27 protein-coding genes are annotated in these 24997 nt (G+C 48.6%); 15 read left to right on the plus strand and 12 right to left on the minus strand.

Translation table 11 applies throughout. The annotated features are described in order from the left end of the window. The first annotated feature begins 35 nt into the window (after window positions 1-35). Together OS112_07465 and OS112_07470 are read left to right on the plus strand one after the other, a co-directional pair. The gene (locus tag OS112_07465; GenBank protein ID WAC04298.1) at window positions 36-3713 is read left to right on the plus strand and encodes an SIR2 family protein; all 3678 of its coding nucleotides are present in this window, start codon (window positions 36-38) and stop codon (window positions 3711-3713) included. A gap of 56 nt (window positions 3714-3769) precedes the next feature. Next, complete coding sequence (locus tag OS112_07470; GenBank protein WAC04299.1) at window positions 3770-4396, plus strand: Eco29kI family restriction endonuclease; 627 nt, start codon at window positions 3770-3772, stop codon at window positions 4394-4396. Here the strand turns inward: OS112_07470 and OS112_07475 are convergent. Both OS112_07475 and OS112_07480 read right to left on the minus strand, forming a co-directional pair. Continuing rightward, window positions 4391-5779: a DNA methyltransferase gene (locus OS112_07475; GenBank protein ID WAC04300.1), complete on the minus strand. Its 1389-nt coding sequence runs from the start codon at window positions 5777-5779 to the stop codon at window positions 4391-4393. The two genes, OS112_07470 and OS112_07475, sit on opposite strands and share 6 nt — an antisense overlap. Next, window positions 5779-5976 (minus strand): hypothetical protein, encoded by a 198-nt coding sequence (locus OS112_07480; GenBank protein WAC04301.1) that lies wholly within the window; start codon window positions 5974-5976, stop codon window positions 5779-5781. The genes OS112_07475 and OS112_07480 overlap by 1 nt, the downstream gene beginning before the upstream one ends. A gap of 159 nt (window positions 5977-6135) precedes the next feature. Here OS112_07480 and OS112_07485 point away from each other — a divergent pair, with 159 nt between their 5' ends. After that, on the plus strand, window positions 6136-6639 hold the full coding sequence (locus tag OS112_07485) for a hypothetical protein (protein ID WAC04302.1): 504 nt from the start codon (window positions 6136-6138) through the stop codon (window positions 6637-6639). A gap of 27 nt (window positions 6640-6666) precedes the next feature. Then, complete coding sequence (locus OS112_07490) at window positions 6667-6804, plus strand: hypothetical protein (GenBank protein WAC04303.1); 138 nt, start codon at window positions 6667-6669, stop codon at window positions 6802-6804. Between the two features lie 638 nt (window positions 6805-7442). On the opposite strand, the gene OS112_07495 is transcribed toward OS112_07490, so the two are convergent. The 9 genes from OS112_07495 to OS112_07535 form a co-directional block, all read right to left on the minus strand. After that, window positions 7443-8195, minus strand: a complete 753-nt coding sequence (locus OS112_07495; protein WAC04304.1) for a hypothetical protein — start codon at window positions 8193-8195, stop codon at window positions 7443-7445. After that, window positions 8182-9201 carry a hypothetical protein gene (locus OS112_07500; protein WAC04305.1) on the minus strand — a complete coding sequence of 340 codons (1020 nt, stop codon included), beginning with the start codon at window positions 9199-9201 and terminating at the stop codon, window positions 8182-8184. The genes OS112_07495 and OS112_07500 overlap by 14 nt, the downstream gene beginning before the upstream one ends. A 279-nt stretch (window positions 9202-9480) precedes the next feature. Continuing rightward, a complete protein-coding gene (locus OS112_07505; protein WAC04306.1) occupies window positions 9481-9663 on the minus strand; it encodes a hypothetical protein in 183 nt (60 codons plus the stop codon). Between the two features lie 180 nt (window positions 9664-9843). After that, window positions 9844-10653 carry a CPBP family intramembrane metalloprotease gene (locus tag OS112_07510; protein WAC04307.1) on the minus strand — a complete coding sequence of 270 codons (810 nt, stop codon included), beginning with the start codon at window positions 10651-10653 and terminating at the stop codon, window positions 9844-9846. A 481-nt stretch (window positions 10654-11134) separates the two neighbouring features. After that, complete coding sequence (locus OS112_07515; GenBank protein WAC04308.1) at window positions 11135-11890, minus strand: ABC transporter permease; 756 nt, start codon at window positions 11888-11890, stop codon at window positions 11135-11137. After that, a complete protein-coding gene (locus tag OS112_07520) occupies window positions 11887-12816 on the minus strand; it encodes an ATP-binding cassette domain-containing protein (protein ID WAC04309.1) in 930 nt (309 codons plus the stop codon). The genes OS112_07515 and OS112_07520 overlap by 4 nt, the downstream gene beginning before the upstream one ends. Before the next feature lie 15 nt (window positions 12817-12831). Then, window positions 12832-13128, minus strand: coding sequence for a hypothetical protein (locus tag OS112_07525; GenBank protein WAC04310.1), 297 nt, complete (start codon window positions 13126-13128; stop codon window positions 12832-12834). Window positions 13129-13198: 70 nt separating this feature from the next. After that, complete coding sequence (locus tag OS112_07530) at window positions 13199-13426, minus strand: ferredoxin (protein ID WAC04311.1); 228 nt, start codon at window positions 13424-13426, stop codon at window positions 13199-13201. Window positions 13427-13447: 21 nt separating this feature from the next. Then, the gene (locus OS112_07535; protein WAC04312.1) at window positions 13448-13999 is read right to left on the minus strand and encodes a DUF6448 family protein; all 552 of its coding nucleotides are present in this window, start codon (window positions 13997-13999) and stop codon (window positions 13448-13450) included. Between the two features lie 95 nt (window positions 14000-14094). On the opposite strand from OS112_07535, the gene OS112_07540 reads away from it, so the two are divergent. The 9 genes from OS112_07540 to pseC all read left to right on the plus strand — a co-directional run bounded on the left by OS112_07540 (window position 14095) and on the right by pseC (window position 20328). Further along, window positions 14095-14781 carry an NAD(P)/FAD-dependent oxidoreductase gene (locus OS112_07540; protein ID WAC04313.1) on the plus strand — a complete coding sequence of 229 codons (687 nt, stop codon included), beginning with the start codon at window positions 14095-14097 and terminating at the stop codon, window positions 14779-14781. A 1-nt stretch (window position 14782) separates the two neighbouring features. Next, complete coding sequence (locus OS112_07545) at window positions 14783-15121, plus strand: cupin domain-containing protein (protein ID WAC04314.1); 339 nt, start codon at window positions 14783-14785, stop codon at window positions 15119-15121. A 97-nt stretch (window positions 15122-15218) separates the two neighbouring features. Beyond that, window positions 15219-15467: a hypothetical protein gene (locus OS112_07550; GenBank protein ID WAC04315.1), complete on the plus strand. Its 249-nt coding sequence runs from the start codon at window positions 15219-15221 to the stop codon at window positions 15465-15467. Window positions 15468-15589: 122 nt separating this feature from the next. Then, window positions 15590-16411, plus strand: a complete 822-nt coding sequence (locus OS112_07555; protein WAC04316.1) for a hypothetical protein — start codon at window positions 15590-15592, stop codon at window positions 16409-16411. After that, on the plus strand, window positions 16408-17319 hold the full coding sequence (locus OS112_07560) for a zincin-like metallopeptidase domain-containing protein (protein ID WAC04317.1): 912 nt from the start codon (window positions 16408-16410) through the stop codon (window positions 17317-17319). The genes OS112_07555 and OS112_07560 overlap by 4 nt, the downstream gene beginning before the upstream one ends. Beyond that, entirely contained in the window at window positions 17316-17588 is a 273-nt protein-coding gene (locus OS112_07565; protein WAC04318.1) for a hypothetical protein, read from the plus strand. The genes OS112_07560 and OS112_07565 overlap by 4 nt, the downstream gene beginning before the upstream one ends. A gap of 9 nt (window positions 17589-17597) precedes the next feature. Continuing rightward, window positions 17598-17723 carry a hypothetical protein gene (locus tag OS112_07570; protein WAC04319.1) on the plus strand — a complete coding sequence of 42 codons (126 nt, stop codon included), beginning with the start codon at window positions 17598-17600 and terminating at the stop codon, window positions 17721-17723. Between the two features lie 1085 nt (window positions 17724-18808). Next, window positions 18809-19210, plus strand: coding sequence for a WxcM-like domain-containing protein (locus OS112_07575; GenBank protein WAC04320.1), 402 nt, complete (start codon window positions 18809-18811; stop codon window positions 19208-19210). Beyond that, window positions 19207-20328 carry a UDP-4-amino-4,6-dideoxy-N-acetyl-beta-L-altrosamine transaminase gene (gene pseC / locus OS112_07580; GenBank protein WAC04321.1) on the plus strand — a complete coding sequence of 374 codons (1122 nt, stop codon included), beginning with the start codon at window positions 19207-19209 and terminating at the stop codon, window positions 20326-20328. Before OS112_07575 ends, pseC begins: the two co-directional genes overlap by 4 nt. A 38-nt stretch (window positions 20329-20366) precedes the next feature. Here pseC and OS112_07585 read toward each other — a convergent pair whose 3' ends face one another. Further along, window positions 20367-21896, minus strand: coding sequence for a radical SAM protein (locus OS112_07585; protein WAC04322.1), 1530 nt, complete (start codon window positions 21894-21896; stop codon window positions 20367-20369). Window positions 21897-22181: 285 nt separating this feature from the next. On the opposite strand from OS112_07585, the gene OS112_07590 reads away from it, so the two are divergent. Both OS112_07590 and OS112_07595 read left to right on the plus strand, forming a co-directional pair. Further along, a complete protein-coding gene (locus OS112_07590; protein ID WAC04323.1) occupies window positions 22182-23981 on the plus strand; it encodes an ABC transporter ATP-binding protein in 1800 nt (599 codons plus the stop codon). A 95-nt stretch (window positions 23982-24076) separates the two neighbouring features. Continuing rightward, window positions 24077-24994 carry an SDR family oxidoreductase gene (locus OS112_07595; protein ID WAC04324.1) on the plus strand — a complete coding sequence of 306 codons (918 nt, stop codon included), beginning with the start codon at window positions 24077-24079 and terminating at the stop codon, window positions 24992-24994. Window positions 24995-24997: the final 3 nt, after the last annotated feature.

Consider the following 24997-nt stretch of genomic DNA (forward strand, 5'->3'; position numbering starts at 1 on the left):
AGAGATCAATAAAGGAATATTCGGTAGACCTTATAATGACTGGAAAAGAAAAAATTTATCCAAATCCTCCCATTCCTCCACAACTTATTGAAGCAATTAATAACAATCAATTTGCGATTTTTTTCGGTGCTGGAACATCCATGATGATTGGATGTAGCAGTTGGGAGAGAATGGCGGAAAAGCTCATCGAACGGTGTTTCACCACTCCAAAAAAAGATGATTCTCGATCTACCTGTATAACTTATAAAGAGCAAGAAGCTCTTTTGAAGATGAAAGATCCTAAAAAAATAATCACAATCTGCCAATATATCCTTCATAAAAATGGTTCTGAAAAGGAATTTTTTAACCAAATTCAGGATTGTCTAATACCAAACCAAGATCTTCTCGACAAACAAAATATCTATAACGAATTGGATGGTCTTCGAGGATTATTTATCACAACGAATATTGATGCCCATTTCGATAAAAAATTTCATCCATCAAGAATTCTGATTCATAAAGAAGATTTTGATCCGAGTACACTCGATGAATCCAAGCTCTATCATATTCATGGTTCGATTTCTGATTGGTCGACCGTTGTTATAACGGTTAAAGATTATTTTGAACGCTATAATGATGAAAAATTCAAGATATTTTTACAAAAAATCTTTGACGAGAAAACCATTTTATTCATAGGATATGGCCTGAATGAATTTGAAGTATTAGACTTTTTAATCACAAAATCAGGAATCCCCGTCTCGAAAGAACCCAAACATTTCATTTTACTTCCGTATTATAGAGGTGAAGATAACATTCTCGAATTCGAGGAACAATATTTTCGACAAATGGGGATTTCGGTCATACCCTACATGAAAGATGAAAAAGGATATGGCCAATTGTTTGATGTGATAAAAAAATGGAACCAGGAAATTATTCTTCAATCCAGATTTTTACACGCTACTCATGAGGAATTAAAAAATGCAGCAAATAATTACACGCCCTCAGTTGAAGGAAAAATATTTCAGTTGATAACCAATGATAAGACTCTTGAATTTGAATTTTTTAGACAACTGTCCAAGACAGAAAATCCGTTTCCTTGGGTTATACCACTGAAAAATTCCGGCTATTTTAATCCCAAAAACAATCCTTCCACAACTGAAGGTTTTGGATCCTATTGGATTATTATGGCGGTTCTGGAAAATGTCGCGAAATTGAATAGTGAAAAACCTTCAGAAGAAATCACTGGAGAGATCATTCAAATTATCGACTCAATAATTGAATATCGTGATGAAAACAACAATCGTATTGAAAATATATTTACAGATCGCCATGTGGTTCGAATCATTTTTTTACTTCCGTTCGATTCAATCAATGCGAATCATTTAGATTTCATAAACACTTGCCTGCACTCATACCACGACCGGATTCTTATTGCGGGAGAAATTGGAGACACAATTATTCCCCGCCTTCTCGCACATAATAATAAAAGTCTCTTACTCAAAATTCTGGAAATTTTATTAGATTTTGAAAAGAGTAAAAAACCTACTTTCGAGAAGTATCCCTCTGTACTGGGTGAATATTACCTTCAGGTCGTGATGGAAAAATATACTATAAAGATCCTCACGACTTGTGGGATTGAATGTATCGATGTAGCAATAAGAAAAATCGAATCCGTTGTGCGAGAAGATCCTTCGCAATTCCATGAAGTATGGCTACCCTCAATAACCGAAAAAAGCGACGTAAAGGAACGATATGACACTCAAATAATTCATTTCATATGGATTGGTTTCAAACTTTTAGGTCCAACACAGATCAGAGACCATGTATCAGAATTATTGAAGAAAGAACACTCAATTTTCAAACGATTAGCAATTAGTGCTATCAATGAATATTACCCCGAACTCAATGATCTTTTCTGGAGTATTGAACATAACCCTCTAAATGAATTTCATGTTAAGCATGAATTGTACGAATTACTGAAACAACATTGTAACAAATTCTCGGATCAACAAATTAAGAAAGTGATTGAGTGGATTGAAACTCAAACATATCATGAAGATAAAATATCTGATGATCCACTCGTTCAGGGAAAATATCTTGCATATCACAAAAAAGAATGGCTTTCTGCATTACTACCAAAAGGTGATCCACAGGTCGAAGATCTTTTTGCAAAATATCAATCAATCAATCCAGCGGAACTTAAACACCCAGGACGAAGTTTTGTTATTGAACATTTTTCAGGACTTCCAAGTCCGATCCCCAAGGAAGATCTCCTCAATAAAACTAACGTAGAAATCGTTCAGTATCTCAACAATTTTCAAGGTGACGAATATGGCCCAGAAATTTCAAGGCATTCTCTTTGTGATATTTTTCGGGTATGCATCATAGAAAATCCCCAAAAATTTTTACAAGATTTAGATCCCTTCCTGAATCTCAATAGGCTGTATCAATATGAATTGCTCATTGGATTGTCAGAAGCATGGCGAAAAGAGAATAATTTCAAATGGGCGGGAATTTTTAAATTTATTAATTCTATTCTTGAATCTGAAGAATTTTGGACGGAAGTCTACAATGAAGGTGAATCAAATTACAGAAATTGGATAATCTCTCGCATTGCAAATTTAATAGAAGAGGGAACAGTAAAGGATTCGCATTTATTTGAATTACATCTTCTTCCCGAAGCCGAGAAAATATTATTGTTACTCGCCCGAAGAGCTGAATCTGATCTTTTCACGGGGGGAGATCTCGTCAATTCTGTGTTAAATTCGAATAAAGGTAGTATCTATTCTGCAATTGTGAACTATTCGTTGTGTTATGGCCGTCACTATCGGAAAGACTCTGATATCCGCTGGCCCGAATCAATAAAGAAAGAGTTTGAACAGCGCCTTGATCCAAGCGTTGAGCCTTCAGTAGAATTTTCAGTAACACTAGGAAAATATTTACCGTATCTTTGTTATCTGGATAAGGAATGGGTACGGCGAAATATTAACCGGATTTTCCCTAAAGACAATGAAATTCACTGGAATGCCGCCTTTACTGCATATTTGTTCTATTCAAAAATCTTCAAAAATATTTACAGCATGCTTAAGGCAAATGGCCATTATTCGAGGGCTATTAACACGGAATTCAAAGATCCCCACATTAATGAAAATCTCGTTCGCCATATCTGTATTGTTTATATTGAGGATATTGAAAAAACCGACGACGGGCAAAGTTTAATTTCTCAACTACTCTTTTCGTGGAATTTTACGCAAATAATAGAACTGATACACTTTTTAAAATGGTATGGACAGAAAGTGACCCCGGAAAAACGACAGATGGTTTTACCATTGTGGGAAATAATATTTTCAAAAATCGTTTCAGATGAGAAAAATCCCGATAATATACGCTTATTATCAGGATTAAACGATTGGATATGTTTAATTGATGATTTATCCGATGAGATCTGCGAACGATTGAAGGTCTCTGTCAAATATATCAGATCTCATGATTTTGGATTTGTTGAAGAGCTGATCCGTCATTCTGATAAAAAACCAAAATGTGCCGGTGAAATTTTTCTGAATATGATTGAAGCCGGTCATTTTTTTGATTATCAACAGGAACTTATCAAAAAATTTGTCACAATTCTCTATGAAAAAGGGGAAAGAAAAATTGCCGATGCGATATGTAATCAATACTTGCGTGTCGGATTTGAGTTTCTCATTCCTATCTATGAACAAAATCAAAATCCATGATCATTTTGTGAATGTTATGAAAACCTAATTAAGACAAAAGGAATTCTAAGAATATTATGCTTGATTATCAAGATTATATCCTCCCGAATATTTTAGAGACAAGTGTCATTCAGGAAGCAATTGATTTTTTCACAACGCGTCAAATGATCGATCTGCCACTTACCGATTCATTCACAGATGTAGGTGTTTATGCCCTGTATTATTTCGGCGATTTCGAAAATTATCGTCCGATATCAACAATAAATAAGGATGCTAAAACTCTGGATGCTTTTTTTCCCATCTATGTAGGGAAAGCAGTACCTCAAGGATCAAGAACGGCAAGAACGAAAAAATCTATAAAGAAATCTTTGTTCAATAGACTGGAAGAGCATTCCAAAAGCATCCAAAGTGCCTCCAATCTTGATATCAACGACTTTAAATGCAGATTTACGATTTTAAGAGACAATGAAATTGATCTGATTGTCCCTCTCGAATCGGAGTTAATCCGCCGGTATGCACCGTTGTGGAATTCATGCGTGTCTGGATTCGGGATACATCACCCGGGATCTGGAAGATACAAACAAAAGAAATCCGAATGGGATACTCTTCATCCTGGTAGATATTTTGCTGATAAACTGACGGGAAAAGAATTGAATCTTGATGCAATAAAGGACAAGATTTCAGAATATACCAAAAAATTATGATTTTCTTAATTCAACGACAGCCTCATACAACCTGTGTCCCTTGGTCGCCTTTGAAACCCTGACCTCCGACTGGATAATGCTATTACCAATTCTTTTAGATCTTGGAATATGAATTTCAACAATCTCAAGACCCACTGACTCTGCGATTTTTGCAAAATATTCATCGGTCGGAATCGTGACACCCTGCAATATACTGTTTCCGATTACAACGAGTGCGGTTCCTCCTTTTTTCAATGTGAATTCTATTCCTTTTGAAAATCTATAACAATCATTGAAATATGATATGGCATAATTTGCCCAGCCACTCCCGCCATATACTCCTTTTTCGGGATTAATTTTCTTAATTTGCGCCAATTTGTCCATTAAATCAATCTTGGGAAGATCGAAGATTAGACCGATTTCTTCTTTGTCCCTGACCGTCTGCCAGAAATTTCCGAAATTGGATTCCTCTAATGGTTTCATATCCTTGGGGCCATGGGCGAAACCAAGCCAATAGATCTGAGGGCGTGTGTTCCGGTTGTAATGATAATTATTCAGGTAAGGTGGTGAAGTGATGATGAGATCAATCGTTTTCCTCGACAGGTATTTTTCGTAATTGAAAAATGAATCATTAATTATCGTCGATGTTGGAATTCTCTGGTTAGCCAATGTCTTCTTGATCCATGCGATGTCTTTTAGAAATTCAAGAAGTTTTTGAACCGTGATATCTCTTACGTCGTAATCCTCGATATCCGCTTTGCCCGAACCTCTTCGGGTTCCCAAGCTGGGCTCGTATGAATAATTTGAATATTTCACCATCGTGGAAGTGAAAGCAAGTTTGAACAGATCCGAGATGTTTTGATCTTCAAGTGTCTGAATAAAATCCATTAAAATCAGGACTTTCCGCAGGACTTTTGGGCTGTAAAAGTCAATCTTTGTTTTAAAGCCATCCGGCACCGTGCTCTGAACATGATATTTCGAATTCAGATTTTTCAGATAATATGAGGAGAACCGCTCGATTTCGTCATTGAACCTTTCTTCATTTATCTGGAGGCTGTTAATTTTGGTTTTGCAGGCAAAATATGCGTACGGGTTTATCTCAAATCCGATAGAATCATTTCCGGTTATATGAGATTCAACAAGTGTTGTTCCTACACCCGCGAAAGGATCTAATATGGTTCCCTTTTCCTCGATATACTTGTGAATCGAATCATTAACGAATTCTTTCGAAAAGCCAGCGATCCATGGAACCCAGCGATGAATGGGTTGAGTCTTATTACTGGAAAAGGCAGGATCGGAAAAATTTGAATGATTGTTTCCGTTTATTTGAGGAGCCCCCGCATTCGATACAGTTCCGCCTAAGAATCTATCTAATGGGTAATTTACAGTAGGGATGGATCTCATTATTTTTCCTCGTGAGTTCCATTACTTCCCATGCGTTGCTTGACATTTGTTGAGATGAGAGATTTCTCTGCAAGCCAGGCTAACACGATATTTCTGACGATATCTGCATCGCCTTCACCAAATTCCCCCCGTAATTGTGAAATTAGCTCCCACTGGCCCGGAGTGAAGACAACTTGAACCCGTTTCTTGTCATTCATCTGTGTCTCCCAAAACACACTTAAAACACATATGGAAGACATTTGAAAATAAAGTTATTGATTTGATCCTCAATTTCTCCCAAGGTTCAGTCAAGGCTAAGCCCTGAGAAACACGATATATAATCAGCCCGAGGGCCCGAGGGCAGGAGCCATGAGACAATGGCAGATTTCGTACAGAGTTCAGAAAGCAAGAACGCGGTTCGCGAACTTGCGACCCCGATTCCGGACGTTGCGACGTTCAACACGATCGTCCAGTCGGTCATCACCGACAACCCGTTCGAATGTGTAGGATATATGACTGCCGGGGTTACCCATGACCCCGTGGAAAAGATCCGTGAGAGCTACACGGCCAAGGTCGTTTACCAGGACACAGAGGCCAGGACTGTGGGCAACGACTCCAGTAAGTTCAACTCGGTTGCCGGGTTCAACGCCGGGGCCGCTGCACTGCTCGCCGACGCAGCACTCGCGGCTGCACACGGCGGGACCGCCGTGCGGGACACCGAGAACGAGTCCTTCAGTGCGACCCTCCGGTGCCACGACGCCAACGGTGAACTGTACAACCTCACGTTCACCCGCGACCGGGTTACGCTCCAGTCCTACTCGGACGATGCAATCCGGACCAATGTCGAGACCTGGGCGGACACCGTGGCAGCACTCGCGTAAGCGGGAGCAAGGCAGAGGTGAAACGCAATGGACAACGAGATCATCGTCACAGCGCTCTTCTTGGGCGCTGGGTTGCTCGCCTACGTTGTGATCCCGGGCCTGCTCGTCATGTGGGACCGGGTGCTCGACTATATGGGCAACTCCGGAAAGAACGAGGAATACTGACGGGGGAGGCAGATCCTCCCTCTCTGTCCGGCCCTGTTTTCACCTCCCCAACCCCCTTTTCCCACCCCTTCCCGACGAGGGGAAAATACGCCCAAATCAGGCCCTTTTTCACGTCGGAAAGGGAGACCAGATACCGGAAAATCCCGTAAAATCATCCGTTTCTGTTCGTGTGGAAACGGGGGCAGTATTGCGCCCTGATTGCCGAAACGCGACAGGATTGCACCTCGCCTAATGGCTGCCAAAGCCCATAGAATCGAGGTCAATTTTACCCCATACTTTAACCCATCCGACAGGAGAAAGTCGATTCTAGGCCCTGTTTTGAGGGTTATTTTTTCTGAGTATCGAACCCAAAAATGGGTGAGATACGAGAAGACCGAAGGTCTTCGACGGAGATCCCGGAAAAGTGGTGTTTTGTCGGGATTGTCAGGAAAATGTCGGGATTGATGGCGGGTTTGGCGGGATTATGGCGGGTTCGCGGCTGGTTTAGGAGATTTTGGAAAAAGGGAATTTTCAGAAATCCGGACCTGTCGATTGCATCGACACATCGCCCGGACTTGTCGAAAAAACCTGAAAATTTCGACACATCGTTACCGGCCAGTTGTTACTTCAGAGAGATAAGGAGGGTATATTGTCCGCAATCATTCGATGAGCAGGAGCAGCCTCTCAACAACATCGCGGGCCTGCGCCGGATCCATCCGGCGGTACATTGCCACGGCATCCATATCAGGCGGGATCTCCCGCAGCGTCCCTGCAAGGAACGGGAACTCACGGAGCCGCTCACCGAAATACTGGATATCGATCTCCGTGCCACCTGCAGCCGGGTCAAGGAGTGCTAGGATATCGGCGCGGTCCTTGCGCAGCTTGCCCTGCTCCCATTCCTCATCGTATGACGTGCCACCCCGAATCCTTGCCAACCGGTCCCATGCCGCTTTCAGCTTGAAGACCAGGAGCAGCGTCCGTTCCGGCACCACAACCGGAGAACCGGCGCGGATCTCCCGCACCTCAGTACGGCCATCGAGCAGGGAGAACGGGCACTCCTCGGCTCTCCCCTCAAACCGGCAGACATCCTCGCGGGACCCGAAATCGATCAGGATCTCGCCTTCCGGGATGTGTTTCACGACCGTATTGGGGATCATCGGGTGCCGCTTGTGGACAAAACCGCGCTCGTCCCGCAGGTACTTCATAAGGTGCTGCCGGGCCCTGCTGTTGGTGATGAGGTCGATATCCACCGATCCGTACCACGGGTTGTAGATGTATACCGCCCAGCCACCGATGAGGACGGTGAGAGGATACCGCTCATCCTCGATACGGGCCTGCACCCACCGGAATATCTCGATCAGCTCGTCCCGCGACGCATCGATGACCGTGCGTGCCGCGTTATAATCCACCATAAATCTCCACCAGTTTCTGCGTCAGGTCGCGGCCCGCGTACCCGAGGCCGGCACAGTCGAGGAGCGCCTGTGAGGGTGAGACCAGCCAGACACCGTTTACAGAAAACGTCCTGCGATCCTTGAATACGTCACGGTCCGGTGCATAGATCCGCACCGCGATTCCCCCTTCTGTCCGCACATCGAACATTCCTGCAAGCGCTGCGATGTATTTCTTTTCCAGATACAGGTACGACGAATCGTGCCGGGCGCTGTAACCGGTGTAGATCTCGCCAGCCGTGAAACTCGTGAACGCACACATAAGCCCCTGCTCTTCACAGACAAGGCAGATCTCCTGGGCGAGCGCAACGGGGCCGTCAGCAGCAATCCGGATCTCCTGAGCAAAGAGCCGCTCGAATGGGCGCTCCCACGCGACACCGTTGAGGAGTTTGTTGATGTCGCTGATCTTCACGTAGCCACCAGTAGTTGATACAATCCCTTTTTCCGTAAGGGCCCGGACGGTTGCATGAGCCCAGCCATACGAGACCTTGGACTCGATCGCGAGCTGCCGGATGGAGGTCTCGTTCATCTTCAGGAGATACGAGATGACCTGCCAGGACTTGGGGGACGTGAGTTTCACCGGTACGGCCCCGGCTTTATCGTGGGCAGCCTCAGCCACGTTCACCTCAGCGGGCAACCTGATGAGCCGCATGCCGGTCTTCTCGGCGGCATCTGCGGCTTCCTTTGTGATCCGTTTTCCCACGATGACAAATTCAGTATTGCGGGTGCTCATATTGTCCGCATCCAGGAGCAGTTTCAAAAGCCCGAGCTGCGAGAGTTCGGCGAGCCGGACGACCCGCTTGAGTTCGACGATGAACGTCTTGTTGCCATCCTCGATGATCAGGTCAAACCGCATGGGGTAGTTGTCGTTGAGCGTACTCTCCTGTTTTATTATCGCGTCATCGCCAAATCCCAGCTCTGTGCGAAGCAGCGTGATCAGCTGAGGATCGTTGGGTGAGAGCATTGTCATATGCTCTATCATTATTTACTGATATGTTTATAAAGTTATCAGTGATATGCAGATATCAGTGGTTTGTGATAGTATAGGGGAAGTATCAGTGATAGGCCCGTATTGTGTCTCAACGGGGATACACAAGAAGCGGTTGTGTACCATTTTTTCCAGTTTGTGATACACAAGAAAGGACTATCCGGAAAGAATTGGAAAGCCGGTCCGCGGAGCGGGTGCGAGCATGGCAGAGCTGTGCGAAGCATGCGGAGCGGGCCGGCGATACATATGCAGGGAGGATCTTCAGTTCTTTGGTCGGGACGCAGTACGGTCGAGACTGTTCGTCTCCGCTGCACTCCGGCTCGCTGGCGCTCCCCTCCGTTCCGCTCCGCTCACAGACTCGCCCTGCTCTTTTCTCCGGTTGATCTGACACGATGACGCCCCCGGCTTGTCACTTCGTTCCTGCGCCGGCGGCTGCCCCGGCACGCTCCTCGCACCATGCTTCGCATCGTGCTCGTCGCTGACATCGGGATGATAGGGGATCCTCCTCGTCGCTATTATCCTCCTTGAGTGTACGAAATGTTGAACCGAGCGGGATGTGGTTCCGGTTACGGAGCACCCGCTGAGTGGAGCGGGGACATGGATGCATTCAGGAGAACGAGATCTCTATATCGGTGGTATCTTCTTCCGAATATACAGATAGTCAATTCCTGCGAATACTAGGAATGATAGTACAGCCATTCCAATCACCGGTACAAGTGGCCGGGAATATGCAGTAAGGAGCCCTGATGCAGAGAGGGATTGCATGACTCCGATACATCCGAAGAAATTATGGAAAACTATCGTAGCATACACATCCCGTCCGATGAAATAAACCAGCCCTGTCACAAGTCCGATGATGGTAAGAAATCCAATCATGGCGGGTTGATTGAAGGGCGGGCTGTGAGCGAAGTGGTATATCCCGAAAAGAATACTTGACAGGAGAATGCCGCTCATGACAGCAATACCTTTTCCTTTTTGTGAAAGAACTCCTTCGATGATTGATCCGACAACGATCCAACACACCGCGATTTCGGCAACGGTTACCGTGAACACCTGGGCATAGATATTCAGGAAAACGACAGGATCGAGAGATGCCGGGTGCTGGAGAAGCAGTACCAAAACACCGAGAATTAATCCAATCACAACTGCGACGAGAGTTCGTCGCAACGGTTGGAATCCTCCGGAATTAAGGGAAATGATCTCCGTGGTTATTCCATGGCGAACGATAAGAAGTGCCAGGACGGAACCTATCATGATATTCGCAATAATCGTGTATACAATCCGATCGATGGCCGCTTCAGGTCTGAGCAGGGTAAGAATCCTGCCTTCCAGCAGGAATGTTACGGTCACCCACAGAAAATAGGTGACAAATGCAAGACACAGGATCCCTTGAGGCCGGTCCAGAAAACCGTATTTCACCTGCATTCCTACCAATGTTATGTCTCCATTTATTCTACGATAATCTTTCGAATGTTCATTTGGGAGGATATTTCCTTGTCTTGTAAATGTCAATAAAACTGAGTCAAAGAGAATTTATCCCTGATATACTGCCACTGTGCTATGAAGGACACGAAGGAATAAGGTTGCGTTAGCCGAGTTGCAGACACTCGGTCATGTTCGCTCGCCCTCGCGGGCGCCAGCGACCAACAAATCCGCGCCCGCTCGTTCTCGCTTCACATCACCTCGCTGCTCTTTCCGGTTGATCTGACATGATGACGCCACCGGCTTGTCACTCTGTTCCCGCGCCGGCGGCTGTCCCGGCCCGTTCCTCACACCATGCTCTGCATCGTGTTCGTCGCTGTTTATCCTTGCATGTAGTACGCTCGGTGACTCGCTCGCATCCGCTCGCTCGGGCCGCTGCGGCCATCATTGCAGAACCCCGGCAAGGGGAATCTCCGCGCCTATCCGGGCTGATTTACATCCTCTTCGGCATGGTCTTCTTGTGCAGAACCATCGTGATGGCGGTAATTGCCAGCGTGAAAACCGCGAGTGCCATGAGATCGGCCCAGACCGGGAAGAAGTGCGTCCCGGTAAACGAATACCGGACAAGATCGGTGAAGTAGGTAAGTGGGGAGATGACGGAGAGTACGATGCCCCAGAACGGCATCTGCTCCAGCGGGACGAAGATGCCCGAGATGAAGACAAGCGGGAACTTGACGAGCGACGAGAGCATCATGATGTTTGAGGGTGTGTTCGTCGGGGGCACCGCGAGCAGCATACCGACAGCTGAGAAGCAGATGGCGGCGATGACGATGGCTGAAAGCAGCGTAAGGCCGTGGAGAAGCGGCAGCCCGAGCGCGAATCCGATGAGAACGGTAATCAGCGTAATCCCGATCCCGAAGAGGAGGGACGCGATCATGTCACCGAGGACAATCGCTTCGACCGTAACGGGACATGACGCGAGTCGTTCAAGTGTTTTTGCCGAGCCCTCCCATGGGAAGATGGCCGGGGATACCGCAGTGGCCGTAAAGAACAGGGTCATCCCGACCAGCCCGGAAATGAGGAACGAGAGCGGGAGCTGCCGGCCCCCCATCAGGAACGCAAGGAACATAAAGAGCGGCATGAAGACCCCGAAGATGAGCACCGGGCCTTTCATGTAATAGATCCGGATATCCTTCTTTGCGATCGCCCAGGACCGCCGCACCTGTTCCGATAATCCCGCGGGATTCATAGTTTTCCTCCCTTTGTCAGCCGGAGAAACGCTTCATCGAGCGACGGGGCCAGCGTGTTCAGCGTGACGATACCTGCACCCTGCTGCCGGCTGAATTCCACGAGCGAACGGATAACGACATCCCGGTTCTCTGCGGTAACCTGCCACTTGTCCCCGGTCCGCTCCGCACTGGTCACGCCGGCAATTCCTGCAAGGGCATCTGCAGGCACCTCACGGTTAAAGCTCACTTCGATGGTGTGCAGCCGGTTGATCGCGGCTTTGAGTTTCTCCGGTGCATCGATAGCCGCCATCGTCCCAGCCCGGATAATGCCGACCCGGTGGCAGAGCCGGTTTGCCTCCTCCATGTTATGCGTGGTGAGAAAAATTGTCGTGCCCTGTGCGTTCAGGTCGCGGAGCAGGGCGAGGATCATCCGGGTGCTCTCGACATCGAGGCCGCTCGTGGGCTCATCGAGGAAGAGGAGTTCCGGTTCATGGATCAGTGCCATTGTGAGGATGAGCCGCTGCTTCATGCCTTTGGAGTACGCCTCCACCTTCTGGTCCTTGCGTTCATGGAGCCCTACCATGCCGAGCAGGTCGTTTGAACGCTTCTCTGCCCGGGTACGCGGAAGACCGTACAACTCGCCCATCAGCATCAGGTTCTGCCATGCGGTCAGGTCCGCGTAGGCGTTCGATGTCTCCGGCACGACGCCAAATCCCTGTTTTGCCAGGACAGCCTCGGCCCGGATGTCATGGCCGAGAATGGTGGCGGACCCGGCATCGGGCGGAATGACACCGGTCAACATCCGTGTCGTCGTGGTCTTGCCCGCCCCGTTCGGGCCTAAAAAGCCGAAGATCTCTCCCTTCCTGACATCGAACGAGATATGGTCCACGGCAGTGTTCCTTCCAAAACTTTTCGTCAGCCCTGAGGCGTGGATGACATCGCTCATGGTTCGTTCATCGCCTTATACGTCCTCGCGGATACCGAGCAGGACCATCCGCTGATCACACCGGATCCCCCGGTTCTCATCCTTTTTCACTGAGACGAGATTGTGGGGTTTGACAGGATGCTCTGTCGTCCCTGCAGTGATGACGCCCTTGCCCTGCAGGACAACGAATACAACAGCATACGGTTCCGGGTGGGGCGCGATAACCTGACCGGTCTCAAGGCCGACGATGACAAGGTTCGAACCTGCGGTCTTCATCAGGTCTTTTTTGACCGGGCCTGTAGCGGAAAATTCCGCCAGTGAGCATAAATCCATTCTTTTCACCACAATGCTATAGCAAGGTAATTTACAGCACACCTGAAATATCCTCACATTGAAGACTTCGTCAGAGTACTTCAATTTTGATGATTTGCACAGGGCAAAGATCCGCAGCATCCCGCGCACAATCGTTCAGATCCGCCGGAGGATTACCCTGTGCAGGATCCCCGTTGAACCTGAATCTCTCAATTACCTGGCTGAACGTATCGTCAGGGTTCTGCTCGAAGAAGCCCGGGCAGGTGTCCCAGCAGGAGCCGCAGCTTACGCAGGTTGATCGATCAATGGTGACGATCACGACGCCCCTTTCCTGAAAAAATCAATGGTGGTGGGAGCCCCCTTCCCCGGTCTGGTCTTCGCCATGGCCGTTCCCGCCTTTTACATTCATGTAAAGGTGATGGGAATAGACGACCCATCCGATGAATGCCTCGATGAATTCCCGGCCTGCAGCAACATCGTCCACATCGTAGTTCTTCTTCTCCATGACGTGGCGGAAACGATGGGTCAGATCTTCCTCAACGGTCTTCAGGATAACGTCAATTGTCTCCTTGGGATTGCCGGTCTCGATTGCCTTCTCCGCTTTCGGTACGACCGGGCCCTCGCTCAGTCCCGCGGGTTTCATTCCGGTATATGATGCGCCCTCGCCGGCACGATGGAGGCGGATGGCGGTCTCGAAGAACCAGTCATCGGCAACATCCTGTGCATCCTTCCCGGCTTTTCGTGCACGCAGGGTCCGGGCAAATACCTCTTTCAGTTCCTTCTCGGATTCCCTGGGAATCCAGATCAAAACATAGTTGAGATTCCCGGTCTCCAGCGCTTTCTTTGCGGCCTTGACAACAGGCCCGTCCCTGGTATCGCAATGTGGTGGCATTTTCTCATACCTCCTCAGGATCACCCGTTCATGGGTACCCGGACACAATAAAGATAATCCCAAACGGAGAAGGGGATCGTGAAGGTGGGATGAACATGGCAGATCCAAAAGGAGCGATCCGGCAACGGGACGGGATGACCTATGCGGTCACAACCCGGATCCCGGCAGGAATTGTGACCCCGGATGACCTTGAGACAATCGCAAGGGCCGGGCGGAAGTATAAAGTACCGATGCTCAAGATCACGAGCGGCCAGCGGATCGCGCTCATCGGCCTTGAACCGGACGATGTGGAGAGGGTGATTGCGGATCTCGGCACCCTTGCAAAACCCGAGACCGCACCCTGCGTCAAGTTCGTACAGGCGTGCCTCGGCACAGATATGTGCAGGTACGGTAACCAGGACTCCATCAGCCTTGCCAAATCTGTCGATGAATTGTTCAAAGAGCAGACCTTCCCGGCTAAGATCAAGATCGGCGTCTCGGGCTGCCCCCGGTGCTGCGGTGAGAGCCATACCCGGGACATCGGGATTATGGGGACGAACCGGGGCTGGACAGTCTTCTTCGGTGGCAACGGGGGGACCCGGCCGCGGTTTGGCAACCTGATCACCAAAGGCCTCACTGCAACTGAAACGCTGGACTGTGCGCAGCGGCTCGCGGAATATTACCGTTCTAACGCAAAATCGCACGAGCGGACGGCCCGGTTCATGGAGCGTGTCGGTATGGAAACGCTCAAATCCGAACTGCTGACATTACTTCCCTATATTCAGGTTGAGAAGGCGAAATGAGATGAAAATCACTGAAGTTGCAAAGGTCGTATCAGGCCCGAACCCGCACCATGTGGATGCACGGAAGATTTATGACACACCGCACGCGATGGCGGTGGTCATCACGCTCAAACCCGGAGAATCGTTGAAGAAGCACATCACACCTGTTGATGTCTTCTTCTATGTGCTGGAAGGGACCGGCATTGTCGAGATCGGCAACGAGCGGGCAGCGTGCACGAAGGACATGCTGATTGAGAGCCCGGCGAAGATCCCGCACCGCTGGATCAACGAGAGTAAAGCGGTCTTCCGGGTCCTTGTCGTGAAGGTCCCGAAGCCGACAGAAGAAACGAAACTGCTCTGAAGAAACACCTTTTTAAGCCGGTCCGCGGAGCGGGTGCGAGTGCGCCAAAGGTGCACGAAGCAAGCGCAGCGGGGCGGCGATCGATATGCGGAGCCCTTTGGATTCGGGCCGGGACGCAGTACGGTCGAGACTGTTCGTCTCCGCTGCACTCCGGCTCGCTGGCGCTCACCTCCGTTCCGCTCCGCTCACAGACTCGCCCTGCTCTTTTCCCCGGTTGATGCGACACGATGACGCCCCCGGCTTGTCACTTCGTTCCTGCGCCGGCGGCTACCCTTTGCCCGCTCCTCGCATCATGCTTCGCATCGTGCTCGTCGCTGCTGATGCGACAACCTCAGACGCTCGGTGACTCACTCGCACGACGCACAGGGGCTCGGACTCGCTGCGTCGCAGCTCGTTACCTTCGCGCCCTGTCGCGGTGCTCGTTCGGGCCGCTGGGCCGTATTTCCCCGCCGCCCGTGCTTTGTTCGCTTGCGGGGATGGGCAAGCATCCCCCCGCTCACAACCCTCCGGGCCGCACTCCTCCCGCCCCTGAGGGGACGGGCAGTCGGGTACGAGAGCCCTGCCTCCGGCAGCAGGGAGCGGGTCCGGGAGGGGAGGACAAAGCGACGGTTACCGAACGCCTCAGCGGGCGGTCGCTCGCTTTGTCGGGCGGGTCCTGTTCTGGCGATCGCGGGCCGGCAGGACACCGGGGATCTCCTGCAGGCGCGGGCGGGTCATGGCCACACGGCGCGGTTACAGGGCGTCCGCGACGACCTGTCGCGCTGTGTGCCCGGGCGGGCCAAGCGTGAACAATTCTGCGCAAAATCGTTATTTCGTAAATCGGACAACGCAGCGCCTTTACTTTCACCATGCGCACGGCGGTGGCTTATAAGCGCTCACGTCGATAAATGTATGGTGAAAAACACCATGAGACCAACAACACAAGAAGATGTGACCTTCGAGCACATAGGGGCTGCGCGCCTCTACAACGGCTCGGTCCGTATCGATGTCAAGACCATGCAGGCGGTTATCCCCGCCGGTGAGATCCGCAGGCTCGAAGAACGCTGGCCCGCGACGGTCTACGACATCTCGGACGTAATGAAGAACGTGGACGCGGCCCCGGTCGGGAAGGCATGGATCACCCGGTCCGGCAAAGCGGTGATGATCCTCATCAACGATGTGCAGTATGTCTCCCCGCTCGCACAGGTAAAAGGCATGCTCAAGGGGGAGCGGAAATATGCGAATGTCTCGGCCATGCGCAAGGCCCGGACTCTCACAGCCTCACCCGGGCCGGAAGGGGTGCCCGCATGAAGGCCGCCGATGTGAAAGCACAGATCAACGAGCGGATCATCAAGGCGCTCGCCGAAGGAAAGATCCCCTGGCTGAAACCGTGGACGGAGAACGGCCCGCGCAACCTCTTCAGCGGCAGGGCATACACCGGGCTGAACCGGTTGATCCTCGGGCTCATCCCCTATCCTCTCCCCTTTTGGGCAACCTACCGCCAGTATCTCGCCGCAGGGCTGCAGGTCCAGCGGGGAGAGCACGGATTCGGGATCATCTACGCAGGCCGGACGGTCAAGACCGAGACGGCGACCGATGAGAATGGCGAGGAGACCGAGAACAAGAAACAGATCCGGTTCCTCAAAGCCTTCGTGGTCTTCAATGTCGCCCAGACCGATTACAAGGAGAGGGGCTACAAACTCCCCGAGGTAAAGGACAAACCGCAACTCCTCGGCTGCAATGCCGTCATCCAGGGCTATACCGGCCGGGAAAAGATCCCCGTCACCGCAGGCGACCGGGCCGCATACAGTCCGGGGACGGATGCGATCACCTGCCCGGAGATCGGCCGGTTCAGGACCTCCGAGCACTATTACGCGACGATGTTCCATGAGTGCATTCATTCGACCGGGCCCCGGCTGAACAGGTTCAGGCGCACCGATCCGGTCTGCTTCGGCTCCGACACTTACGGCCGGGAGGAACTGGTCGCCGAGATCGGGAGCGCCTACCTTGCGGCCCTCACCGGGATCGACTCCTCGGCCGTGATCCGCAATCAGGCAGCCTACCTCCAGAACTGGGCAGCCGCGATCAAGGCCGATGCCGATCTCGTGATGTATGCGGCGGGCCGGGCAGAGAAGGCAGCGGATTTCATGATCGGGGCCCCGGCCCCGGTCCCTGCCGGGGCAAGCGGGACAGATGCAGCGGGAGGGGCAACGGCATGATTAAAACCATTTTTGATGCCATGCCGGTCAAGGTCCTCGAAGAACTCGAACGCATCGAGACCGCGATCCCTGACATGGAGCACAGGGCATTTGTGCTGCAGGCCAATGCGCAGGATCTCCGCATGCAACACGATGAGATCATCGCATCGTGGAGGGCACGGGCCGAGCGGGAAGGGCTCGACAACCTGATCGCGGAACGGCAACGGCTGGAGATGATCGCATGGGCCTGCGATCCCCTGCCAGCAGGGATCCGCACAGCGGGGCCGTGAGGCGATGGCATGCGGATCAGCAACAAGATGCTCAAGCAGCACCGGCGCAACCAGATGACGCTTCCCGGGATGCTGAAAAGCCTGTGGCGCTGGCTGCGGATGGGCCTGAAAAGAGTCTACCTGCGCTATGTCTGAATGGTGGCCCGGACAGGGACACCATGAGACCAATCAAAGAGCCCTGCCGGGTTAGTACACTATCGACGCCCGGCAATATCTTTCTTGGCAACGTCGGCCCGCCCGGCCTGCCTGCGACGGGCCGCGATCCCGCGTCCCGTACCCGCGTCAGGCCCGCCCGCCCATCGGTTCATCGGGGCCTGCTGTACGCTCGTCGCGTCTGCGGACTCGTCCCTACGGACTCGTCTCCGGCCGCTCCTCGCTGCCTCTCACTGATCCCGCGGACGGGCGGAGGGACGAGCACGGCCGCATGCTCCCAGAAGGGAGCCTCTCGCAATAATCAGCGAAGCCTCAGCTGAGCTGGCCCGGCCGCAGCGGCCCGAGCGAGCGGATGCGAGCGAGTCACTGAGCGTACTACATGCAAGGATTAACAGCGACGAACACGATGCGGAGCATGGTGTGAGGAGCGGGCCGGGGCAGCAAGCCCTGAAGCGAGCGAAGCGAGTGAAGGGGTGCGTCTCCGTCTGCCCGATCAACCGGGAAGAGCAGCGAGGTGATGTGAAGCGAGAACGAGCGAGCGCGGATTTGTTGGTTGTGCGCCCGCGAGGATTCGCGAATATGACCGAGTGTCAGTATATCAGCGAGGGAGGCCCCGGTTACAGGGCGTCGGTGACGACCTGTCGCGGGCCGACCGAAGCGCCCTGGACACCGAAGGTCTTTGCAGGGCCCGGGGGTAAGTCTAGGGAAGCCCACGCGGCAAGGGGCGGGGCCCCGTTAAGCGTTCCGTAAAACGTCCGAAATGACACCCTGTTCTGAATGACCGGAAGAAGTTTAAAATTGCAGAGCGTATAGTAAAACAAGTAATCACTATCGCGAAATTTCCTCAAAAGCGCGATTAGTGTCGGATTTGAACATAAAGTCCCAAATCACGGCTGGGGCTTAAACTAAAATCAGATGTTTCTGAATGCGGTACCTGTTGAGGCCAATTTCTCTCTAATCCCTTTTTCCCGTAATCTGCTTCACCCAAGCCAACCTTCCTAATTTATATCCTCGTCCGGTATTCAGGGTAGATTATTTCCGCTTGACAGAACAACATTTTCTTATACATGATCTTTGAAAAATTGCCACGTGTAAAGCATGTGCGGGATGATGGCTGGCTGTGTGAGCTGATCTCCATGAACTATCATGACCAGCCTTTTTCTGATATTCATTCCTACATCGTATCTATAGTTCCACACCAGACAAGGGCAAACCACTACCATAAAAAAAAAGAGGAATGGATTGCTCCTGCAGCAGGAAAAATTGAGATCGCTCTTGAAGATATCCGCTCCAAAGAAACTCAACAGATTGTGCTGGATACAAAAACAAAAGATTATTCAATAATTCATATCCCTCCTTTTATTGCACACTCAATCAAGAACACCGGGAACTGCGAAGCAAGCATTATCGTGTTCAGCAAAACCCCTGAAGATAAAAATGATACCATTCCCTACGAGGTCAAGGAATGATCCCTTACGGACACCAATCGATTGAACAGGATGATATCGATGCAGTTGTCAGGGTCTTGAAAAGTGACTGGCTGACTACAGGACCGGCAGTGGATGAATTTGAAAAAAAACTCTGTTCATATACCAAGGGGAAATATGCAGTTGCCGTCAATAGCGGGACAAGCGCGCTCGATGTTGCAGTCCAGGCACTGCAAATCCCACAGGGATCTGAAGTAATTTCGACCCCATTCACATTTGCTGCGACAAACAATGCCTTGCTTTACAACGGTCTGAAGCCAGTGTTTGCGGATATCCGGAAAGATACACACAACATAGATCCTGACTGTATTCGCAAAAAGATTACCCCCAAGACAAAAGCGATTATTTTTGTCGATTTTGCAGGACACCCATGTGACATTGACCAGATACAGGAGATCGCACAGGAACACGATCTCTGTCTTATCGATGATGCCTGCCATGCTCTTGGTGCATCATATCATGGTAAAAAGGCCGGCACATTTGCAGATGTCAATGTATTCAGTTTCCACCCGGTGAAAGCGATTACCACCGGTGAAGGGGGTGCAATACTGACGGATAATCCTGATCTTGCTGAACGGATGCACCTGTTAAGAAGTCATGGCAAAAAAGACTTCAAGGAGCAGGAGAATGAGGAGCAGGCCTGGAAATATGATATGGTCCTCCTTGGGAAAAATTACCGGATGAATGATATTCAGGCAGCTCTTGGCATATCTCAGTTGGCTAAACTTGACCGGTTCATTAAGAGAAGAAATGAACTTGCATCCCGTTATAACAAATTACTCAAAGAAATTTCATTCATTGATCTGCCGGAAATAAAAGAGGGAGTTATCCATGCATGGCACCTTTATACAATTTTACTCAATAGTGTCGACAGGGACACGTTTTTCAGATTCATGAGGAGAAATGGAATCGGCGTGAATGTCCATTACATCCCGACATACCGGCTCACGTATTACCAGAAACTACTCCATACAAATCCGAAAAAATTCCCGGTTTGTGAAGACGTATTTCACCGGATTATCACCTTACCATTATATCCTGGCATGAATGAGGATTCGCTTGAATATGTGACCGAAAGAATTCGCACGTTCAAACTATAAATTTACGGACTGATAGATATTTTAAAAGTCAAAGAAATTTATCCGTCTGAAGAGATCTTCACCGTCCCTTTTTTATTGAGTTCATAATCAATAGTTGCTTTCCTGTACATTGGGATTATTTTCCCCAGAAACCTGCGCAGATCGAAATATCCATTATATAAAAATGGGACAAGCCTATGATGCACTATCGCCCGGATTATCGGAATATGATAATTACTATCAATTTGTCTCTTGTTATCCTCAAGGGCATTTTCAACCACGATTTTCATCATTTTCACAATAACATCTGGATATGGGGTGAAATTGATGCTCAGTTTCACCGCGTCTCGATCTGATATAAAATCAAGATAGGCATCCTCGTTTCTGATCAGCCCGTTTTCAATACACCAGCGGAACAGTCTTGACCCCGGGTATGGAGTGGTGATAAATACTGCACTATCGGTGATGCGAGCGTCCCTGATTGCATTTATTGTATCTGCAATCGTTTCACGCGTCTCACCAGGACTGCCAACCATGAAAGAGCATGCAGGAGTAATATCTGAAGCACCAATTAGTGAATAAGCACGGATATTAATATCCCGGGTCATGCGTTTACCCAAGATATTGAGAATATAATCGTTGCCGGATTCAAATCCGTATCCCAAGGTGAAGCAGTTGGAATTTTCCAGAATTTGGATCAGTTCCGGAGTGATGTAATCTGCTCGGGTGGAACACTGGAAATATGCATCAGGAAAATTACTGTTCATTGCCTCAACGAATTCCTTAGCCTGTTTTGTATTGAATAGGAAGAGGTCCTCCCCCATCTGGAATATTCTCACACCATAGGTGTTGTAAAGGACCTCAATATTTTTCATGATATAGTCAATTGAATGAACGTGGAAGCCCTTGTGCTCAAATTCATGAACACAGAATGAACAATGATCAGTGCATCCTCTCGCACCGATAACGACCAGCGCCCGCATCGGAGGGGAGGTTTTCTTTGTTTTTTTCAGGAATGCATCCAGCTTTGGGAATTTTTTGGTGACCGTGACATAATATTTCATATCAACAAGATCATAGGCCGGAAGTGGAATTTCATCGATTTTTTTGAAAAAAAGATCTCCGGGATTTGAAATAATTTCTCCATTTCTTTTATAAGACAAGGCAGGGATTTTTCCAACAGGGAATTCACCTGATAGATGATCAACCAGACCTGCTATTTTCAGTTCACCATATCCGGTAATTACATAATCCACCCCGACATGGTTCAGAAGCAGGTTAACATTATCAAGAGCGATATGCCCCCCAATGACAACCGGAACTGACGGGAATGACTGTTTTAAACCTTTTACCAGTTTTTTTACAAAACGGTACGCGGTAATGATCGCACTGACCCCGATTAAATCCGGATTAAATATTTTCAGTTCTTTAATTGTACTCTCATTTGACTGACGGGTTTTTGCAATATCGATTATTTTTATTGTATGACCCAGATTTCTAAGGTGCGATGCCAGGTACATGATACCAAGCGGAGGAATGTAGTTTGGGGCATAGGTGCGAGAGGGGGTGCTGATGAGAACAATTTTCATTAAATGATATTATCGTGCCAGCGTATACCTTTTTTTGGTTTTTCAACCCGGGCATCAGCAGTTTCAACCTGCTCGAAAATCATGAATATAAAATTTGAAAAACAATACTCCGCTGATGACCGGCTCTGAATCCATGCCATATCCATTATTTAATTAGTCAACAGGTTTAATAGTAAAACAATACGTCAGCACCACATACCCGCTTGCTGTATTCCTGACGGTTGCCATGAACCTGAGTATTGAATCAGAAACATTTTGAAATAATCAAAACAAACGGGATGCCGGATGGATACTGATCAGAAATCGTTTTCTGTAATCTGGTATTTTCTTTCACCAAATAAGTTGAGGTTATTCGGTCTTTTCATTATCGGAATAATCGCTGCCCTGTTAGAGTTTGTCAATATCGCCCTGCTCTACCCGATGCTCTCGATCAGCACAAACCAGCCGTTCCCGCAGGATAGCTTAATATTCAGGGCTCTTTTCATTTTGGATAGCGTATTTGCGTATATACTTCCCGTCAGGGACCAGCTGGTCGAGATTTGTATTCTATTCATAATTTTTGCAATATTTTCATGGCTGGTTGGCCTACTCTATATAAAGTACTCATCAAACCTGATCGCCGATATCACGGTAAATACAAAGACACAGGTGTTCAACTCGATCATTGATGCCGATTACCAGTATTTTGTTGATCACAAGCAGGGCGATATCATATTCAAGACGCACCGTGCTCCGGCTTATGTTAGTGAGGTACTGAGCAACCTGACAAAACTGTCAATCGATATCCTCCTTTCAGTCTCCACATTCCTCCTGCTCGTATCGATCTCGTGGAAAGGGGCCTTTGTGCTTCTTATCGGTGGCGTCATCTATTATTTATTTACCCGATATCTGAGTTTGAAAATTTCTTATCTGACCGGGCAGGGGAGGTATATTCTTGGCCAGAGAGAGACGGTGATCCTGAACGAATCGATTTCCGGCTCTAAACAGATCAAGGCATTTGATGTCACGGGAGTCTGGAAGAACCAGTTTAAGGAGACATTAACAGATTTTTACAACCTGTGGAAAAAAGATTATTTCTGGTCGCAGATCCCATCGATTACACTGTATTTTTTAATTTTTTTTACCATCGGTGGTGTAATAATTATTATCAAGATCTACTATACGTATGCATTCATTGATTACCTGCCCCTGTTGGGCACATTTTCATTAGCAGTGCTCAAATTATTGCCACGAGTTGCGAATTTTGGCAATTACCAGATGGGGATCATGGGTGCCCTTCCGAACCTGGTTGAAGTGAAAAAGGTTCTGGAGGATCAGTCATATTTTACAATTAAAAACGGCAAGCGCCCGTTCAGTCAAAAAAACCCCGGTATTATTTTTAATGATGTCAGTTTCAGCCATAAGAACAGGGATGAAATATTCAAGGGATTGCACCTCTCCATTGAGCCAGGTAAAACCACGGCGGTTGTTGGTCCTTCCGGTTCCGGCAAATCGACCCTGATAGATCTCCTCTTACGGTTATATGACGTTGATGCCGGGGCGATCACAATTGACAATATCAATATCAAGGATTATGACCTGCATTCTCTGCGGGGAAAAATCGGGTTCGTCAGTCAGGAGACCTTCATATATAACGCGAGCGTGAAGGACAACATCACCTTTGGACAGGAATACAAGGATGATGAAATCATACAAGCCTCACGCCTTGCCAATGCTTATGAATTTATCCAGCAATTGCCTGAAAAGTTTGACACGCTGGTCGGGGACAGGGGCGTAAAATTATCCGGTGGCGAGCGACAGAGAATTGCAATCGCCCGTGCAATGATCAGGGATCCGGAAATATTAATTCTCGATGAAGCCACAAGTTCGCTCGATAACGTGTCTGAAAAGGTAGTACAGGATGCCATCAACAACGTGGCAAAAAAATGCACTACAATAATCGTCGCTCACCGGCTCTCGACAGTAAAAGATGCAGATATTATTTACGTTCTTGAAAATGGCAGGATTGCAGAGAGTGGGACACATGATGCCCTGATGAGCAATAAAGGAAAATACTGGGAGTTATATACCCGACAGGTTGAATGAGGATAAAATGGAAAAAACGAATGATAATTGTCCATCAGGTCTTTATCTGAGAGTGAAGATTACCATAGAGAGATAGATACCGCGTGAAATTACCTATGATTAAAATTCTTATTACCGGATCAAATGGGTTTCTTGGTTCGAATCTTGTCAGTTATTTCTCACAAAAATCAAATTATAGAGTGTTTTCAACTTCCCAGAAACGATCTGTTGACCCGGAACTGAATGATTTTATTCAGGGAAATCTGTTGGATATATCATTTGTTAATCATCTTTTTTCTACGGTGCAACCGGATATCGTAATTAACACTGTCAGCCTTGTTAATGTGGACCAGTGTGAAGAGAATCCGGATCTTGCAAATGCTGTAACGGTGGTCACAGCAGAAAACATTGCACAGGCATCAGATCGCTATCGCTGCCGCCTGGTATACATATCGACAGATCATCTGTTTGATGGTAAAAAATCGATGTATACAGAGGGGGATATTCCGGCGCCGGTCAACATATATGGGAAAACCAAACTCCTTGCCGAAAGGAGGACATTGAAGCATGTTGCAGACACGGTCATCGTCAGGACAAACTTTTTTGGATGGAGCCCACCTGAACACCCTCCAACATTCGGTGAATGGGTGTACAACAACCTGAAGGAAAAAAAGCCTATGACCCTCTTTACCGATTATTATTTCACTCCAATAGAGGTCACATATCTTGCGGAAGCAATTGAGACCGTTGCAACATCATCCTTCTCAGGAATCATCAATATTGCCGGATCCGAGCGATGTTCAAAATATGAATTTGGGATTGCGCTCGCTGAGGAGTGCGGTTTTGATTCTGGTCCGATTACGCCTGCCACCATTGAATCAGATTCGTTCAAAGCCCCACGTCAGCAGGATTTATCGCTTTCAACAGAAAAATTCAGAAAATTATTTAATAAGGAATTATTTGCGTTGCGTCAAAGTATCAAAAAATTCTGCAGGGACAGAGAAAACAAGGATATGCAAAATAATAAATTATAAGGT

This window comes from Methanoregula sp. (genome assembly GCA_026625165.1).
Classification (GTDB): domain Archaea; phylum Halobacteriota; class Methanomicrobia; order Methanomicrobiales; family Methanospirillaceae; genus MVRE01.

Excerpts from the sequence above, each read along its gene's own strand:
- OS112_07590 (WAC04323.1), top strand. The coding sequence starts at position 22,182 with ATGGATACTGATCAGAAATCGTTTTCTGTAATCTGGTATTTTCTTTCA.
- OS112_07565 (WAC04318.1), top strand. The coding sequence starts at position 17,316 with ATGATTAAAACCATTTTTGATGCCATGCCGGTCAAGGTCCTCGAAGAA.
- OS112_07520 (WAC04309.1), bottom strand. The coding sequence starts at position 12,816 with ATGAGCGATGTCATCCACGCCTCAGGGCTGACGAAAAGTTTTGGAAGG.
- OS112_07585 (WAC04322.1), bottom strand. The coding sequence starts at position 21,896 with ATGAAAATTGTTCTCATCAGCACCCCCTCTCGCACCTATGCCCCAAAC.
- OS112_07595 (WAC04324.1), top strand. The coding sequence starts at position 24,077 with ATGATTAAAATTCTTATTACCGGATCAAATGGGTTTCTTGGTTCGAAT.
- OS112_07545 (WAC04314.1), top strand. The coding sequence starts at position 14,783 with ATGAAAATCACTGAAGTTGCAAAGGTCGTATCAGGCCCGAACCCGCAC.
- OS112_07570 (WAC04319.1), top strand. The coding sequence starts at position 17,598 with ATGCGGATCAGCAACAAGATGCTCAAGCAGCACCGGCGCAACCAGATG.
- OS112_07495 (WAC04304.1), bottom strand. The coding sequence starts at position 8,195 with ATGGTGGATTATAACGCGGCACGCACGGTCATCGATGCGTCGCGGGAC.
- OS112_07535 (WAC04312.1), bottom strand. The coding sequence starts at position 13,999 with ATGCCACCACATTGCGATACCAGGGACGGGCCTGTTGTCAAGGCCGCA.
- OS112_07490 (WAC04303.1), top strand. The coding sequence starts at position 6,667 with ATGGACAACGAGATCATCGTCACAGCGCTCTTCTTGGGCGCTGGGTTG.
- OS112_07500 (WAC04305.1), bottom strand. The coding sequence starts at position 9,201 with ATGACAATGCTCTCACCCAACGATCCTCAGCTGATCACGCTGCTTCGC.
- OS112_07470 (WAC04299.1), top strand. The coding sequence starts at position 3,770 with ATGCTTGATTATCAAGATTATATCCTCCCGAATATTTTAGAGACAAGT.
- OS112_07540 (WAC04313.1), top strand. The coding sequence starts at position 14,095 with ATGGCAGATCCAAAAGGAGCGATCCGGCAACGGGACGGGATGACCTAT.
- OS112_07515 (WAC04308.1), bottom strand. The coding sequence starts at position 11,890 with ATGAATCCCGCGGGATTATCGGAACAGGTGCGGCGGTCCTGGGCGATC.
- OS112_07485 (WAC04302.1), top strand. The coding sequence starts at position 6,136 with ATGGCAGATTTCGTACAGAGTTCAGAAAGCAAGAACGCGGTTCGCGAA.
- OS112_07465 (WAC04298.1), top strand. The coding sequence starts at position 36 with ATGACTGGAAAAGAAAAAATTTATCCAAATCCTCCCATTCCTCCACAA.
- OS112_07525 (WAC04310.1), bottom strand. The coding sequence starts at position 13,128 with ATGGATTTATGCTCACTGGCGGAATTTTCCGCTACAGGCCCGGTCAAA.
- OS112_07480 (WAC04301.1), bottom strand. The coding sequence starts at position 5,976 with ATGAATGACAAGAAACGGGTTCAAGTTGTCTTCACTCCGGGCCAGTGG.
- OS112_07560 (WAC04317.1), top strand. The coding sequence starts at position 16,408 with ATGAAGGCCGCCGATGTGAAAGCACAGATCAACGAGCGGATCATCAAG.
- OS112_07475 (WAC04300.1), bottom strand. The coding sequence starts at position 5,779 with ATGAGATCCATCCCTACTGTAAATTACCCATTAGATAGATTCTTAGGC.
- OS112_07575 (WAC04320.1), top strand. The coding sequence starts at position 18,809 with ATGATCTTTGAAAAATTGCCACGTGTAAAGCATGTGCGGGATGATGGC.
- pseC (WAC04321.1), top strand. The coding sequence starts at position 19,207 with ATGATCCCTTACGGACACCAATCGATTGAACAGGATGATATCGATGCA.